The sequence below is a fragment of the Hydrogenophaga sp. L99 genome, from assembly GCF_058731905.1.
Window position 1 is genome coordinate 1,344,949 of sequence record NZ_CM178972.1, and the last position, 15,342, is coordinate 1,360,290.

14 protein-coding genes are annotated in these 15,342 nt (G+C 63.3%); 6 read left to right on the forward strand and 8 right to left on the reverse strand.

The window, feature by feature from the left end; genetic code table 11:
• Positions 1-14: 14 nt before the first annotated feature.
• A complete protein-coding gene (locus AC4QBL_RS06415) occupies positions 15-1,109 on the reverse strand; it encodes a quinone-dependent dihydroorotate dehydrogenase (RefSeq protein WP_472899207.1) in 1,095 nt (364 codons plus the stop codon).
• Between the two features lie 40 nt (positions 1,110-1,149).
• On the opposite strand from AC4QBL_RS06415, the gene rpiA reads away from it, so the two are divergent.
• Complete coding sequence (gene rpiA / locus AC4QBL_RS06420) at positions 1,150-1,821, forward strand: ribose-5-phosphate isomerase RpiA (protein ID WP_472906358.1); 672 nt, start codon at positions 1,150-1,152, stop codon at positions 1,819-1,821.
• Between the two features lie 67 nt (positions 1,822-1,888).
• Here the strand turns inward: rpiA and AC4QBL_RS06425 are convergent, their stop codons facing one another.
• From AC4QBL_RS06425 to AC4QBL_RS06435, 3 genes are all read right to left on the reverse strand, one after another.
• The gene (locus AC4QBL_RS06425; protein WP_472906357.1) at positions 1,889-2,587 is read right to left on the reverse strand and encodes a glutaredoxin family protein; all 699 of its coding nucleotides are present in this window, start codon (positions 2,585-2,587) and stop codon (positions 1,889-1,891) included.
• Between the two features lie 35 nt (positions 2,588-2,622).
• Positions 2,623-4,716 (reverse strand): M3 family metallopeptidase, encoded by a 2,094-nt coding sequence (locus AC4QBL_RS06430; RefSeq protein ID WP_472906356.1) that lies wholly within the window; start codon positions 4,714-4,716, stop codon positions 2,623-2,625.
• Between the two features lie 144 nt (positions 4,717-4,860).
• The gene (locus AC4QBL_RS06435; protein WP_472906355.1) at positions 4,861-5,337 is read right to left on the reverse strand and encodes a YhbY family RNA-binding protein; all 477 of its coding nucleotides are present in this window, start codon (positions 5,335-5,337) and stop codon (positions 4,861-4,863) included.
• 72 nt (positions 5,338-5,409) lie between these two features.
• On the opposite strand from AC4QBL_RS06435, the gene AC4QBL_RS06440 reads away from it, so the two are divergent.
• The 5 genes from AC4QBL_RS06440 (at position 5,410) to AC4QBL_RS06460 (ending at position 10,996) form a co-directional block, all read left to right on the forward strand.
• Positions 5,410-6,087, forward strand: a complete 678-nt coding sequence (locus AC4QBL_RS06440; protein ID WP_472899211.1) for an RlmE family RNA methyltransferase — start codon at positions 5,410-5,412, stop codon at positions 6,085-6,087.
• Positions 6,088-6,224: 137 nt separating this feature from the next.
• Entirely contained in the window at positions 6,225-8,141 is a 1,917-nt protein-coding gene (ftsH, locus tag AC4QBL_RS06445; RefSeq protein ID WP_472906354.1) for an ATP-dependent zinc metalloprotease FtsH, read from the forward strand.
• A gap of 95 nt (positions 8,142-8,236) precedes the next feature.
• Positions 8,237-9,067 carry a dihydropteroate synthase gene (gene folP, locus AC4QBL_RS06450; protein WP_472906353.1) on the forward strand — a complete coding sequence of 277 codons (831 nt, stop codon included), beginning with the start codon at positions 8,237-8,239 and terminating at the stop codon, positions 9,065-9,067.
• A gap of 106 nt (positions 9,068-9,173) precedes the next feature.
• Positions 9,174-10,508 carry a phosphoglucosamine mutase gene (glmM, locus tag AC4QBL_RS06455; protein ID WP_472906352.1) on the forward strand — a complete coding sequence of 445 codons (1,335 nt, stop codon included), beginning with the start codon at positions 9,174-9,176 and terminating at the stop codon, positions 10,506-10,508.
• Positions 10,508-10,996, forward strand: a complete 489-nt coding sequence (locus tag AC4QBL_RS06460) for a GNAT family N-acetyltransferase (RefSeq protein WP_472906351.1) — start codon at positions 10,508-10,510, stop codon at positions 10,994-10,996. The genes glmM and AC4QBL_RS06460 overlap by 1 nt, the downstream gene beginning before the upstream one ends.
• A 107-nt stretch (positions 10,997-11,103) precedes the next feature.
• Here AC4QBL_RS06460 and AC4QBL_RS06465 read toward each other — a convergent pair whose 3' ends face one another.
• From AC4QBL_RS06465 to arsJ, 4 genes are all read right to left on the reverse strand, one after another.
• Positions 11,104-12,306 carry an exo-beta-N-acetylmuramidase NamZ family protein gene (locus tag AC4QBL_RS06465; RefSeq protein ID WP_472906350.1) on the reverse strand — a complete coding sequence of 401 codons (1,203 nt, stop codon included), beginning with the start codon at positions 12,304-12,306 and terminating at the stop codon, positions 11,104-11,106.
• Positions 12,303-12,908 (reverse strand): DOMON-like domain-containing protein, encoded by a 606-nt coding sequence (locus AC4QBL_RS06470; protein ID WP_472906349.1) that lies wholly within the window; start codon positions 12,906-12,908, stop codon positions 12,303-12,305. The genes AC4QBL_RS06465 and AC4QBL_RS06470 overlap by 4 nt, the downstream gene beginning before the upstream one ends.
• Positions 12,909-12,993: 85 nt before the next feature.
• Positions 12,994-14,022, reverse strand: coding sequence for an ACR3 family arsenite efflux transporter (arsB, locus tag AC4QBL_RS06475; RefSeq protein ID WP_472906348.1), 1,029 nt, complete (start codon positions 14,020-14,022; stop codon positions 12,994-12,996).
• Positions 14,023-14,076: 54 nt separating this feature from the next.
• Positions 14,077-15,318 (reverse strand): organoarsenical effux MFS transporter ArsJ, encoded by a 1,242-nt coding sequence (gene arsJ / locus AC4QBL_RS06480; RefSeq protein WP_472906347.1) that lies wholly within the window; start codon positions 15,316-15,318, stop codon positions 14,077-14,079.
• Positions 15,319-15,342: the final 24 nt, after the last annotated feature.

Consider the following 15,342-nt stretch of genomic DNA (forward strand, 5'->3'; position numbering starts at 1 on the left):
CGGGCCCGCTGTGATCAGGCCCGCTGAGCGTGCGCCTTGATGGCCAAGGCCGATTCTTTCACCAGGGCCGGGCCCTTGTAGATGAGGCCGGTGTAGATTTGCACCACGTTGGCACCCGCCTGGATTTTGCTCACGGCGTCTTCCCCGCTCATGATGCCGCCCACCCCGATGATGGGAAAGCTCTTGCCGAGGCAGGCGCGCAAGCGGCGTATCACCTGGTTGCTGGCTTGCAGCACCGGCGCACCCGACAAGCCGCCGGCTTCTTCGGCGTGTGGCATGCCGGCCACGGCTTCGCGGCTCAGTGTGGTGTTGGTGGCAATGACGCCAAACGCGTTGTTCGCTGTGCCATCGCTGGCAGCGCCGTAGCGCATCAGCGTGGCGGCAATCACTTCAATCTGGGCGTCGTCGAGGTCGGGTGCAATTTTCAAGAAAACAGGAATGCGCCGCCCTGACTGTTGGGCCAGTTGCTCACGCCGTTCGGCCACGGCACCCAGCAGCGCGTCCAGTGCCGCGTCGCTTTGCAGGCTGCGCAGGTTTTGGGTGTTGGGGCTGGAAATGTTGACCGTCACATAGTCGGCATGCGGATACACCCCATTCAGACAGGTCAGGTAATCGTCGGTCGCGCGCTCGATGGGCGTGCTGGCGTTTTTGCCAATGTTGAGGCCGAGCAGCATGGCCGGCTTGCCGGACGATTGTGCGTTGCGAAACCGCGCGCGCTGCACGTTCGCCACAAAGGCGCCGAGGCCCTCGTTGTTGAAGCCCAGGCGGTTGATCAGGGCGTGGGCCTTGGGCAGCCGGAACATGCGCGGCTTGGGGTTGCCGGGCTGGCCCTTGGGGGTGACGGTGCCCACCTCGACAAAGCCAAAGCCCATGGCAGCCAGGCCGTCGATGCAGCGGGCGTTTTTGTCCAGACCGGCGGCCAGCCCCACGCGGTTGGGAAACTTCAGGCCCGCCAAGGTCACCGGGTCGTCAACCCGCGTTTCACCGTACAGGCAAGTCAGCGGCGAATGCTGCAGCTTGGCAATCGAATGCAGCGTCAGTTCGTGGGCCGCTTCGGGGTCCATGCCAAAGAGAAAGGGACGGGCGAAGGCGTAGGGCAGAAGGGACATTGGATAATCGACAGGTTATTGTTTACACCGATTGTCTCAAATGACCCAAGACGAACTTAAAACCCTGGTCGGCCAGGCCGCATTGCAGTACGTGACACCCGGCGACATCGTTGGCGTGGGCACGGGCTCCACCGTCAACAAGTTCATTGACGCGCTGGCGACCATGAAAGACCAGATACCGGGTGCGGTGTCCAGCTCGGTGGCGTCTACGGCACGCCTCAAGGCGCTGGGCATTCCGGTGTTTGAGGCCAATGAGGTGGGCGAGTTGTCGGTCTACATCGACGGCGCTGATGAAATTGATGCTCAAGGCTTCATGGTCAAAGGCGGTGGTGCCGCGCTCACCCGCGAAAAGATCGTGGCGGCGCAGTCGCGCCGTTTCGTGTGCATTGCCGACGAAACCAAAATGGTGAAGGCGCTGGGCGCGTTTCCGTTGCCGGTGGAGGTGATCCCCATGGCCACCGCACGGTTGGTGCGCCAGTTTGAAGCGCTGGGCGGCAAAGCCCAGATTCGCTTGAAAGACGGCGCGCCCCTGGTGACCGACAACGGTCAGCACATCTTGGACGTGACGGGTTTGCAGATCACCGACCCGCTGGGTTTTGAGAGCATGGTCAACCAGTGGCCAGGCGTTGTGACGGTGGGTGTGTTTGCCCACCAGCGCGCCCACGTGTGCCTGCTCGGCACGGCCAGCGGTGTGAAAACGCTGACCTTCTGAACCAGGTTCTGAACCAGGTTCTGAACCAGGTTCTGAACCAGGTTCTGAACCAGGTTAAAAACCAGATTTAGAACCGGATGCCTGCCGGGTTGTCGGCGGGTGGCGCCACGGGCACGGGTGCTTCTGATGGCGTTTGGCGGCGGTTGCCGACAGGCGCAGCAGGGGTAGCGCCCGCAGGCTCCGCAGCTTTCACAGCCACCAAGGGGCTGGGTGCTGGGCGGCGGTAGTTGGACGGCAGAACCGACTGCTTGGGGTAGCCCGCCGCGTCCATGAATTGCGTCCATTCGGCGTCTGAATAACCCTTGATCTGCTGGGTTCCGATGGTCAGAAACGGCAGCGATGTCTCGCCGCTGAGCCGCTTCAGGGCCTCGGTGTCTTGTGCGGTGTTGACGGTTTTTTCAACGTAAGGCACACCGCGGCTGTTGAGCAGGTTGCGCCCGCTGTTGCACGGTGCGCAGTCGGCGCTGGTGTACAGCGTGACCGGGTAGCGGCTGCTCACCTGCCGCAGTTCAAACGGCAGCTGTGCGTTGGCGCTGGCCGCTGAATTGGCGGTGGCGCTGCCCACCGGGCGGGCGTTCACATTGGCGGGGGGTGGCTGGTCCGAGTAGGTGATGCGGCCGTCGGGCCCGACGATGCGGTAGACCCCCTGGGCCAACACAGGCGCTGCGGCCAGGCCGATGACGAGTCCAACAACCGCCAGGCGCACCGGCACAGGCAGGCCTTTGGCGGTGGTTGTCGTAGCAAAAGCAACGGTGGTCTTGTTCATGCGGTTCCTATCGGCAGTGTGCGAAACAAATCAAGTCAGGCCATACCCTGGTGGCGCAGCAGCGCGTCGATGCTGGGCTCGCGGCCCCGGAAGGCCTTGAACGAGTCCATGGCCGGGCGGCTGCCACCCGCTTCCAGAATGGCCTGGCGGTAGCGGCGCCCGGTGGCCACGTCCAGCGTGCTGTGGCCATTTGCTTGGGCTGCTTCTTCAAACGCGGCGTAGGCGTCGGCGGACAGCACCTCGGCCCACTTGTAGCTGTAATAGCCGGCCGAATAACCACCTGCAAAGATGTGGCTGAAGGTGTGGGGCGTGCGGCTGTAAGCCGGTGGCTGCAGCACCGCCACTTCGTCGCGCACCTGCTGTTGCAGGGCCAAGATGGCTTCACCGCTGGTGACCGGCTCCGGCTGGCTGTGCAGCAGCATGTCAAACAACGAAAACTCCACCTGGCGCAGCGTTTGCAGGCCGCTCTGGTAATTCTTGGCCGCAAGCATCTTGTCAAACAGCGCACGCGGTAGCGGCTCGCCGGTGTCCACATGGGCGGTCATGTGTTTGAGCACGTCCCATTCCCAGCAAAAGTTTTCCATGAACTGGCTGGGCAGTTCCACCGCGTCCCATTCGACCCCGCTGATGCCCGACACGTCACGCTCGTTGACTTGCGTGAGCATGTGGTGCAGGCCATGGCCGAACTCGTGGAAGAGCGTGATCACGTCGTCGTGGGTGAGCAGTGGCGGCCTCTTGACGCCATCCACCTCGACGCCATCGGCGAAGTTGCATACCAGGTGCGCCACCGGCGTTTGCAATGCGCCGGTGTCCGGGCGCAACCAGCGGGCCCGCACATCGTCCATCCACGCGCCACCGCGCTTGCCGGTGCGTGCTGCGGGGTCCAAATAAAACTGGCCCACCAGCTGTGTGCCTTCGGGCGTGCTGCGTTCAATTCGGTAAAACTCAACGCCCGGGTGCCACACCGGCGCCGTGTCGCGCCGAATCGCCACTTCGAACAGGGTTTCAACAATCTGGAACAGGCCCGCCAGCACCTTGGGTGCAGTGAAATACGGTTTCACTTCCTGCTCGCTGAAAGCGTAGCGCGCTTCCTTCAGCTTTTCGCCAATGTAGGGCCAGTCCCAGGCCTGCGGGTCGGTCAGGCCGAGTTCGCTGGCGGCAAAAGCGCGCAGATCGGCCACGTCCTTGTCGGCATGCGGACGGGCTTTTTGGCCCAGGTCGCGCAAAAAGGCGATCACTTGCTCCGGCGTTTCGGCCATCTTGGGCACCAGCGAGACGTCGGCATAGTGGCGGTGACCGAGCAGCTGAGCTTCCTCAAAGCGCAGGGCGAGCAATTCGCCCATGATGGCGGCGTTGTCAAACTTAACCGCATCGCCTTCGGCCTGGTCGCTGGCACGGGTGGCGTAGGCGCGGTAGAGCTTTTCGCGCAGCGCGCTGCTGTGGGCAAACTGCATCACGGGCAGGTAGCAAGGCATCTTGAGCGTGAGCTTGTGGCCGGTTTTGCCGTCGGCCGTGGCGGCAGCGGCGGTGGCTTGGAGCACATCGTCGGGCACGCCAGCGAGTTCTTCGGTGGGGACGTAAAGGGCGAACGCGTCGGTCGCGTCGAGCGCGTTTTCGCTGAATTTCTGGCCCAGTTCGGCCTGGCGCTCTTGCAGCCAGGCAAAGCGGGCTTTGGCCTCGCCTTGCAGGTCGGCGCCCCCCAACACGAAACCGCGCATGGCATTTTTGTGGGCCTGCGCCTGCTCGGGTGTCAGGCTGGCGGGGTCCATGGCCTTGTATTTGGCGTAGAGGCGCTCATCGGCGCCCATGCGCGTCCCAAACTCGGTGATTCTGGGGAGCACCTCGTTGTAGGCGGCGCGCAGCTCGGGCGTGTCGGCCACGCTGTTGAGGTGGCTCACAGCGCCCCAGGCCCGCGACAGGCGCTCGGCAGGAACGTCCAGCGTCAACGACATTTTCGACCAGTCAGCGGGGAAATCGGCAGCGGTTACCGTTTCAAGCGCGTTGCTGGTGGCTTCCAGCAAGGCGTCGATGGCCGGCGCCACCAACGTGGGCGTGATGGCATCAAACAGCGGCAGATCGGAAAAATCCAGCAAAGGATTGAGCGTGGCGGGGGCGGTGCGGTCGTTCATAGCTGTTCAGATGTGGCGCTGGGCGCGAAGTTCAAGGCGGTGGGCGGCTGTTGCAGTCGGTACTGGGCAAAAAAAAGGACAACAAAGCATGTTAGCCACGCCCGATTGTCCTGTGTGCTGTCCGGAATGCGTTCCGGCCCGTGGTTATTGCGACTGGGCGCTTTTCTTGACGCTTTTTTGCATCGGTTTGGCGCGTTTGACCTGGCCACCGGTGGTCAGGCGCTGGTTGCCCAGCACGCGCACTACTTTCACCTCTGGCCGCTGGCCGCCGCGGCTGCTGAATTTCAGCACCTTCACGTCGCGTGGGCCCGGCATGCGGTCTTCGTCCACCGCCTTTTCTTTTTCGGGCATGGGGCGCCACAGCACCAGCAGTTTGCCAATGTGCTGAATGGGGGCGGCATCGAGCTCCTCGGCCAGCGTTTGCAGCATGGCTTCGCGCGCGGCGCGGTCGTCGTTGAAAACGCGGATCTTGATGAGCCCGTGCGCTTTGAGCGCCGCATCGGCTTCTTTTTTCACGGCGGGGCTCAATCCATCGCCGCCAATATGGACGACGGGATCAAGGTGATGGGCCTCGGCGCGATGGACTTTACGCTGGGCGGGGGTGAGTGTGATCTGAGGCATGGGACAATTATCGTTTAACGGCGGCCGTTGTGCGTTTTTCGTGCAGGCAGCCTGTCAGGGTCTCTGCGCAGCATGAAAGTAAAAACCAAGAGCAAGAAGGTCAACAAGGCCTGGCTCAACCAACACGTCAACGATACCTATGTGCTTCTGGCCAAGAAGGACGGGTACCGGGCGCGTGCTGCCTACAAGCTTAAAGAGCTCGACGAAACGCTGGGGCTGATCCGTCCGGGTCAGTGCGTGGTGGACCTGGGTTCCACACCCGGCGCCTGGAGCCAGTATGCCCGGCGGCGCCTGAGCCCACAGGGGGCGGCCGTGGGCGAACTGCACGGCACCATCATCGCGCTGGACATGTTGCCCATGGACCCGGTGGAGGGCGTCCATTTCATTCTGGGCGATTTCCGCGAGCCTGCCGTGCTGGCCCAACTGGAGCAGGCGCTGTTGGACCGCCATGTGAGTGCTGTGGATGTGGTGCTCTCGGACATGGCGCCCAATCTTTCGGGCATTGGCTCGACCGATGCGGCCCGCATTGCCGACCTGGTGGAGCTGGCGGTGGACTTTGCCGTGAACCACCTCAAACCCGACGGTGCGCTCGTGGTGAAGCTCTTTCATGGTGGCGCCTACGACCCCATGGTGGCCCTGTTTCGGCAGACGTTTCGCACCGTCAAGGCGATCAAGCCCAAGGCTTCGCGAGAAAAATCGTCTGAAACCTTTCTCGTCGGCATGGGTCTGAAAAAACAGGCGGTTGCCTGAGGGTTGTGGCAGCACACAAAAATGACTAACCCTTCGATTGATATTGCCTCAGTATTTATCAAAGGCACGCCCGCTTGAAAGTCCTAAAATGGGCTCAACATGCTTATGTCTATCAATATCCCCGCCAGGAGCAGCACTTGAACAACCAGTGGTTTTCGAAAATCGCCGTGTGGATGGTTATCGCCATGGTGCTTTTCACCGTCTTCAAGCAGTTTGACGGTCGCACCAGCGCGAGCGCCGGCACGGTCGGCTACTCCGAGTTTCTTGACCTCGTCAAATCTGGCGGTCTCAAGACGGCCACCATCCAGGAAGGCCCAGGCGGCACCGACATCGTGGCCATCACCACCGATGACCGCCGCGTGCGCACCACCGCCACTTACCTCGACCGCGGTCTGGTGGGGGACCTGATCAACAACAACGTCAAATTTGACGTGCGTCCCCGCGAAGAAGGTTCGCTGCTGATGACATTGCTGGTCAGCTGGGGTCCCATGCTGCTGCTGATTGGTGTGTGGATTTATTTCATGCGCCAGATGCAAGGTGGTGGCAAAGGCGGTGCTTTCAGCTTCGGCAAGAGCAAGGCACGCCTGCTCGACGAAAGCAGCAACACCGTGACGTTTGCGGACGTGGCCGGTTGCGATGAGGCCAAGGAAGAAGTGAAGGAAGTGGTCGACTTCCTGAAAGATCCAGCCAAGTTCCAAAAGCTGGGTGGCCGCATTCCCCGTGGTCTGCTGCTGGTTGGCCCACCCGGTACGGGTAAAACCTTGCTGGCCAAAGGCATTGCTGGCGAAGCCAAGGTCCCGTTTTTCAGCATCTCGGGCTCTGACTTCGTGGAAATGTTTGTCGGTGTGGGCGCATCCCGTGTGCGCGACATGTTCGACAACGCCAAGAAAAACGCACCCTGCATCATCTTTATCGACGAGATTGATGCTGTTGGCCGCCAGCGAGGCGCGGGTCTTGGCGGTGGTAACGACGAGCGCGAGCAGACGTTGAACCAGATGCTGGTGGAGATGGACGGCTTTGACACCAACGCCGGTGTGATCGTGGTGGCTGCCACCAACCGCCCCGACATTCTGGACGCTGCGTTGCTGCGCCCAGGCCGCTTTGACCGCCAAGTCTATGTGACGCTGCCCGACATCCGTGGTCGCGAGCAAATCTTGAACGTGCACATGCGCAAGGTGCCGTTGGGTACCGACGTGAACGCGAGCGTGATCGCCCGTGGCACGCCCGGCATGAGTGGTGCCGACCTGGCCAACCTCTGCAACGAAGCCGCCCTGATGGCCGCACGCCGTAATGCGCGTGTGGTGGAAATGCAGGACTTCGAGAAGGCCAAGGACAAAATCTTTATGGGTCCCGAGCGCAAGAGCATGGTGATGCCCGAGGAAGAGCGCCGCAACACGGCCTACCACGAGTCCGGTCATGCGCTCATCGGCAAGCTGCTGCCCAAGTGCGATCCGGTGCACAAGGTCACCATCATCCCGCGTGGCCGCGCGCTAGGCGTGACCATGAGCCTGCCAGCACAAGACCGGTACAGCTACGACAAGGACTACATGCTGAACCAGATCAGCATGCTGTTTGGCGGCCGTATTGCCGAAGAAGTGTTCATGAACCAGATGACCACCGGCGCCAGCAACGACTTTGAGCGCGCCACCTCCATTGCCCGTGACATGGTGATGCGTTACGGCATGACCGATGCGCTGGGCCCGATGGTGTATGCCGAAAACGAGGGTGAGGTGTTCTTGGGTCGCTCGGTGACCAAAACCACCAACATGAGCGAGCAGACCATGCAAAAGGTGGACAGCGAAGTGCGTCGCATCATCGATCAGCAATACAAACTCGCCCGTGATCTGATTGAAGAGCACAGCGACCAGATGCACGCCATGGCCAAGGCGCTGCTGGAATGGGAAACCATCGACGCTGAGCAGATTGAGGACATCATGACCGGCAAGCCACCACGTCCGCCGAAAGACTGGACACCACGCAACCCGTCTGTGGGTGGCGGTGACAGTGGCGGCACGCCAGCGGTGAACACCGACCCGGCGCCAACGGCTGCCTGATCGCGCGGTTTTCTGGCAATCAACACACGGGGCCTTGGGCCCCGTTGTTGTTTGTGGCGGGGTTTCTATTTCGGTCGTCTGTGTAAAGGTGCGTCATGCGTTGGGTTACTTCCCGTTTTGATGTGGATCTCGCTCTGCCCCAGGTTATGGGGATCGTTAACGTCACGCCCGATTCGTTTTCGGACGGCGGCCGCCATGCCACCACGGTGGCGGCCCTGCGCCACTGCGAGCAGTTGTTGAAAGACGGCGCACACATGCTGGACATTGGCGGCGAGTCGACCCGGCCCGGCAGTCCTGCGGTGGGGCTGGAGGAGGAGTTGGCGCGGGTGCTGCCGGTTGTGCAGGCAGCGGTGGCGCTGGGTGTGCCGGTGTCGGTGGACACCTACAAGCCCGAGGTGATGCAGGCCGTGCTCGACGCCGGTGCCGATGTGATCAACGACATCTGGGCGCTGCGTCAAGGCGGCGCGCTGTCTGTGGTGGCTGCGCACCCGCGCTGCGGTGTGTGCCTGATGCACATGCACCGCGACCCGCAGACCATGCAGGTGGCCCCCATGGCCGGTGATGTGGTGGGTCCAGTGGCCGGGTTCTTGGGCGAACGTGCCAGCGCGTTGACCACAAGCGGTGTGGCTGCCGAGCGCATCGTGCTGGACCCCGGTATCGGCTTTGGCAAGACCGTGGCGCAAAACTTCAGCCTGCTGGCCCAACAGCCGGCGTTGCTGGCGCTAGGTTATCCGTTACTGGCCGGTTGGTCGCGCAAGTCGTCACTGGGGCATGTGACCGGACGCGAGGTGCCCGCAGAGCGTGTGGCGGCCAGTGTGGCTGCGGCTTTGCTGGCGGTTGAGCGGGGCGCGCGCGTGGTGCGTGTGCACGATGTGCGCGAAACGGTGGACGCGCTGAAGGTATGGCGGGCAAGCCTGCCTGTGTAGTGCTTGAGCAGGGGCGCTGCCACGATAATGCTGGATGGTGAGGATGCGGCCCTGTCGGGGCCGTTTCAACGAAGCGCAACAGACCCAAAAACAGAAGGACGCAGGTATGACACGCAAGTATTTCGGCACCGACGGTATCCGTGGAACGGTGGGGCAACCGCCCATCACGCCCGACTTTGTGCTGCGCCTGGCGCACGCGGTGGGCCGCGTGCTCAAGCGTTCCGAGGCTCGCCCCACGGTGCTGATTGGCAAAGACACACGCATTTCTGGCTATATGCTGGAGAGTGCGCTGGAGAGTGGCTTCAACTCGGCGGGTGTGGATGTGCTACTGCTGGGGCCTGTGCCCACGCCGGCCGTGGCTTACCTGACGCGGGCGCAGCGGGCCAGCCTCGGCGTGGTGATTTCGGCCAGCCACAACCCGTTTGCCGACAACGGCATCAAGTTTTTCAGTGCCATGGGTACCAAACTGCCCGACGACTGGGAACTCGCGGTGGAAGCCGCTCTGGAAGAGGCGCCGGTGTGGGCTGACTCTGCCAACCTGGGTAAAACCCGGCGCATGGACGACGCTTCCGGGCGATATATTGAGTTTTGCAAAAGCACCTGCTCGCACCTGTTCACCCTGAAGGGCCTGAAGATTGTGGTGGACGGGGCCAACGGCGCCGCTTACCACATTGCTCCTGATGTGTTCCATGAACTCGGCGCTGAGGTGATCAAGATTGGTTGCGCGCCCGACGGCCTGAACATCAATCAGGGCGTGGGTGCCACCCACCCGCAGGCGCTGGTGGAGGCGGTGAAGGCCCACGGCGCCCATTACGGCATTGCGCTGGACGGCGACGCCGACCGCCTGCAAATGGTCGACGCCAGCGGGCGTCTGTTCAACGGTGACGAACTGCTGTACCTGATTGCCTCCGATCGCATTGCGCGCGACATCGACGTGCCCGGTGTGGTGGGCACGCTCATGACCAACAAGGCGGTGGAGGTGGCCTTCAAGCACAAAGGCGTGAAGTTTGTGCGCGCCAAGGTGGGTGACCGTTACGTGCTCGAAGAGCTGGAACGCCATGGCTGGGTCCTGGGTGGCGAAGGTTCCGGGCACATTCTGGTGCTGGACCGACACACCACGGGCGACGGCCTGGTGTCGGCCTTGCAGGTGCTGCATGCGTGCGTGGACAGCGGCAAAACCATGGCGCAGTTGCTGGCCGATGTGACGCTGTTCCCGCAGGTGCTCATCAATGTGCGCCTGCAGCCGGGCCAGGACTGGAAAGCCAACACCTTGTTGTCCGATGAAACCCGCGCGGTGGAAGCCGAGCTGGGTGATGCGGGGAGGGTGTTGATTCGTGCCAGCGGTACCGAGCCGCTGCTGCGGGTGATGGTGGAAGCCCGAGACGCGCAGCAGTCGCAGGCCTGTGCCGATCGCCTGGTCAATGCCGTGAGGGCGGGCTGATGGCGGCGGCATTTTCGGTGCGCCTTGCCGACTACGGCTGCGCCACCGACGCGGCGGCCTTGGTGGCGCTGCTTGACGCCTATGCCAGCGACCCGGCCGGTGGCGGTGAGCCCTTGAGCGACTACGCCAAGACCCACCTGGTGCGCGAGCTGGCGGCGCGGCCGCAGGCTTACAGCGTGCTGGCGTTTGACGGGCATCAGCCGGTCGGTCTGGTGAATTGCATTGAGGGTTTCTCCACCTTCGCTTGCAAGCCGCTGGTGAACGTCCACGATGTGGCGGTGCTGGCCAGCCACCGGGGACGCGGCGTTGCCGCGCAGATGCTGGCGCTGGCCGAGCGCCAAGCCTTGGCACGCGGCGCTGTGAAAATGACCTTGGAAGTGCTTTCCGGAAATGAACCCGCGGTGAATCTGTACCGGCGCATCGGCTATGAGGGCTACCAGCTTGACCCGGCGATGGGTACGGCGCAGTTCTTTCAGAAGTGGATTTAGAACCACCCCCGCGCCGCCTGCGGCGTCACCCCCTCCAGGGGGCGATGCGAGTGGCCCGGCGGAGCCGGTTCCACCGCATCCTGGCCTGAAGGCGTTCCCCTCGTTGCTCAGTAAAGTAGGAACGGTTGGCGGGCTTCTGACCAGGCCGCTTCGTCCGGCCTGGTGATCGCATCGAGGTCTTCGGGCGTTGCATCCGGGTGGTCTACCCACTCGCGCAGCGCCGGGCCGCCGTTGATGAGATCAATCGCCAGGCGATCGTGCTCGTATTCGTACGCAAAGTCGCGCCACAGTGGGTAGGCTGGCGCCTGTGAGCGCAGCGCCTTGAAGGCCAGTGCCTGCAGGCGCCAAGGCTTGAACGCGGCGTGGTCGTAATGCGTGGGGTCTTCCACATGAATCTGTACACCGGCGCACAGTTGGCCTTTGTGCTTGTGGAAAGTGGGTTCAAAAAAGCATTCACGCAACACGCAGCCTTGCAGCCATTGCGGAGCCAGGCGGCGCATGTCGTGCATGAGGCGGCGGGCGTCGATGTCGGGTGCGCCAAACAGCTCCAGCGGGCGCGTGGTGCCGCGGCCTTCGCTCAGCGTGGTGCCTTCCAGCATGACGGTGCCGGCGTAGGCGCGGGCCATGCTCAGGTTGGCTGCGTTCGGGCTGGGGTTCACCCAAGTGCGCTCCATGGGCCAGCCAAAGCCGGGCGCGGCGTCGGGTTGCCAGCCTTCCATGGTGATCACGCGGTAGTCCACCTGCAGGCCCAGCGTGGCGATGAACCAGTGGCCCAGCTCGCCCATGGTCATGCCGTGGCGCATGGGCATGGGGCCGGCGCCCACGAAACTTTCCCAGCCCTCGCGCAATGTCAGGCCTTCCACCGGTCGGCCCGCCGGGTTCGGGCGGTCCAGCACCCACACGCTTTTGCCTTGCTGTGCAGCGGCTTCCAGCACGTAGCGCAGCGTGGTGATGAAGGTGTAAATGCGGCAGCCCAGGTCTTGCAGATCGACCAGCAGCACGTCAAAGCTGTCCATCATGGCCGGCGTGGGGCGGCGCACCTCGCCGTACAGGCTGAACACCGGGATGCCCAGGCGCGGGTCCAGGTAGTCGGGCGACTCGATCATGTTGTCTTGCTTGTCGCCGCGCAGACCGTGCTGCGGGCCAAAGGCTGCGGTCAGTTGTATGTCGGGCAGCGCGGCAATGGCGTCCAGCGAATGGGTGAGGTCGCGGGTGACCGACGCGGGGTGCGCCAGCAAGGCCACACGACGCCCAGCCAGCGGCGCGCGCAGCGCCGGGTCTTGCAGAAAACGTTCAATGCCGAATTTCATGGGGTGTCTTGGAAAGCGGGAGGAGGGTCAAAAAACGGCAGCGCCAGGGACAGCGCCATGCCGCCCCGGTGGTGAAAGTCGGGCCGGGCGGCGGGGTGTTGCAGCGCCCAGTAGCTGAGCTGGCCGCCTTGGTCTTCTATTACGGCGCTCAGGCTCAGTTGCAAGGCACCACCGGCCTGGCACATGGGCAGAGCGCTGCGCGGCAGCCAGACCTGAAGCACCAGCGCATGGGCTTGCACGGTAAGGTCTATTTGCGGCTTAACTTGCGGCTGGGCCAGCTCGGCGGCGGTGTCGCGCACGCGTTCACCACGAAACCGGTAGGCGGCCCAATGGCCCGATGGAGAAAAGTTGAATTCGCGGTAGGCCGGCTCGCCTGGCACCGCCACGAAGGCTTCAAAACAGGTGTGTTGCCACAAGCCATCGGCCGCACCCGGCGTGGCAGATGCAGGTACGGACAAGGCGGCCACGTCGCCGGTCACTTCATAGCGAAGCAGCAGTCCGGCGCTGGGTTCCTTGCCCGTGAGGCCACCCGCCATGGCCAGGCTCACGGTCAGGCGCAGCTGGTGCGCACAGGGCGTGGCCGGGTGGCACACCAGGGACATGGCGTGGGCCGGGAGTGTGGAGGCGGGGGCGAAGCGGGTAGTCACAGACCCGTATTTTGGCAGGCCCGCAACACGGCCCCGGTGCTCAGGCCGGGTTGGGTGGAAACCAGTGGCGGGTGCGGTTGATCAGGGCCACCAGCGACAGCATCACCGGCACTTCCACCAGCACACCCACCACCGTGGCCAGCGCCGCGCCGGAATGCAGGCCGAAGAGCGAAATGGCCACCGCCACCGCCAGCTCAAAGAAGTTGGACGTGCCAATGAGGCAAGCCGGGGCCGCAATGTTGTGTGGCAACTTGAGCCAGCGCGCACCGGCATACCCCAGCGCAAAAATGCCGTAGGTCTGGATGGTGAGTGGAATGGCGATCATGGCAATGACCAGCGGTTTGGCGATGATGGTTTCGGCCTGAAATCCAAACAGCAACACCACGGTGGCGATCAGCCCCACCACCGACCAGGGCTTGAGCAGCGCGACAAACCGGCTCACCGCCGCTTCTCCACCTTTCGAGCGCAGCGCCTGGCGTGTCAAAACGCCGGCCACCAAGGGCAGCACAACATAGAGCAGGGTGGACAGCAGCAGCGTTTGCCACGGCACCGTGAGGTCGGTGATGCCCAGCAAAAACGCGGCGATGGGCGCAAACGCAAACACCATGATGATGTCGTTGACCGACACCTGCACCAGCGTGTAGTTGGGGTCGCCTTTGGTGAGCTGGCTCCACACAAACACCATGGCGGTGCAGGGCGCCACGCCCAGCAAGATCATGCCGGCGATGTATTCGTTGGCCGACTGTGGGTCCACAAACGGCGCAAACAAATACTTGAAGAACAGCACGCCCAGCGCCGCCATGGTGAAGGGCTTGATGAGCCAGTTGATCACCACCGTGAGCAGCAGGCCCTTGGGCTTTTTACCGACGTCGCGCACGGCCGCGAAGTCGATCTGGATCATCATGGGGTAAATCATGATCCAGATGAGCACGGCCACCACGAGGTTGACGTGGGCGTATTCGAGGGCCGCAATGGCGGCAAAAGCCGCAGGCGACAAGAGCCCCAAGCCGACCCCGGCCAGAATGCCCAGGCCGACCCAGACGGTGAGGTAGCGTTCAAAAAGTCCCATGCGGTGATTGTCGGTGATGCGTTGGTGCGTTCGGTGATGCGTTCGGTGGTGCGTTCAGCGGCGCGTGGGCAAACCAAGCGTCAGCAGCCAGCACACCAGCAGCATCAGCGCAGAGCCCACCAGTGCGTACAGCAGGCCGCCCCACTGGTAGAGCAGGCCCGACATCAGCGTGCCAAAAAACCGGCCCAGCGCGTTGGCGGCGTAGTAAAAGCCCACGTCCTCGGCCGCTTTCTCTGAGCCGGCGTAGGCCAGGATCAGGTACGAATGCACCGACGAGTTGACGGCAAACGCCACCCCAAACAGACCCAGGCCGCCCACCACCCACCACTCCAGGTTGGGCGCTTCCAGCACCACGGCCGCAGCAATGCCCACCGGAATGAGTGCCAGCCCCAGCGACCACCAGCGCGCGGCGGGTACCTCGCTGGTCAGGCCGTCGGCGCTGCGCTTGACGATGTTGGGCGCCAGCGCCTGCACCAGGCCGTAGCCAATGGTCCACGCCGCCAGAAAGCCGCCCACCATGGTGAAGGTCCAGCCCTGCGAATACAGAAACACCGGCACACCCACCACAAACCACACATCGCGCGCACCAAACAGCGCCACGCGGGCAGCGGCCAGGGTGTTGATACCGGCGTTTTTGGCAAACAGCTCTTTCGCCGACTTGGACGCCTTGCTCTTGCCCATGAGCGGCGGCACAAAGCCCACCACGCCCGCGAGCACCAGCAGCAGCAAAGCGGCCATGGCCCACAGCGCGTGCTGGAAACCCAGCGCGTCGAGCAACAGGCCGCCCAAGAAGAAGCCGAAACCCTTCATGGCGTTTTTGCTGCCGGTGAACCACGCCACCCATTTGAACAACTGGCCCGAGCCCTGGTTTTTGGCCTGGTCGGCGGTGATCTTGATGGCCGACTTGCTGGCGGTTTTGGTCAGGTCTTTGGCCACGCCGCAAATGCCTTGCGCCACCACCACCCAGGCCACCGACATCGCCGCCGTCCACGCCGGGTTGAGCAGCGAGAGCAGGGTGAAGCCGATGATCTGCGTGACCAGGCCCACGGTGAGCATGCGCTGGATGCCGTAGCGCGTGGCCAGCCAGCCCCCAATCAGGTTGGCCAGCACGCCAGCCGCTTCGTACAGCAGGAACAAAAACGCCAGCGTGAACGGCGAATAGCCCAGGCGGTAGAAGTGCAGCAGCACCAGCATGCGCAGTGCGCCGTCGGTGAGCGTGAAACCCCAGTAGGCGGCGGTGACGATGGCGTAGTTGCGGGTGGCGCTGCTGGCGCCGGGTGAGGTGGTGGTGCTCATGGCGAGGGCTTCGACGGGCTCAGC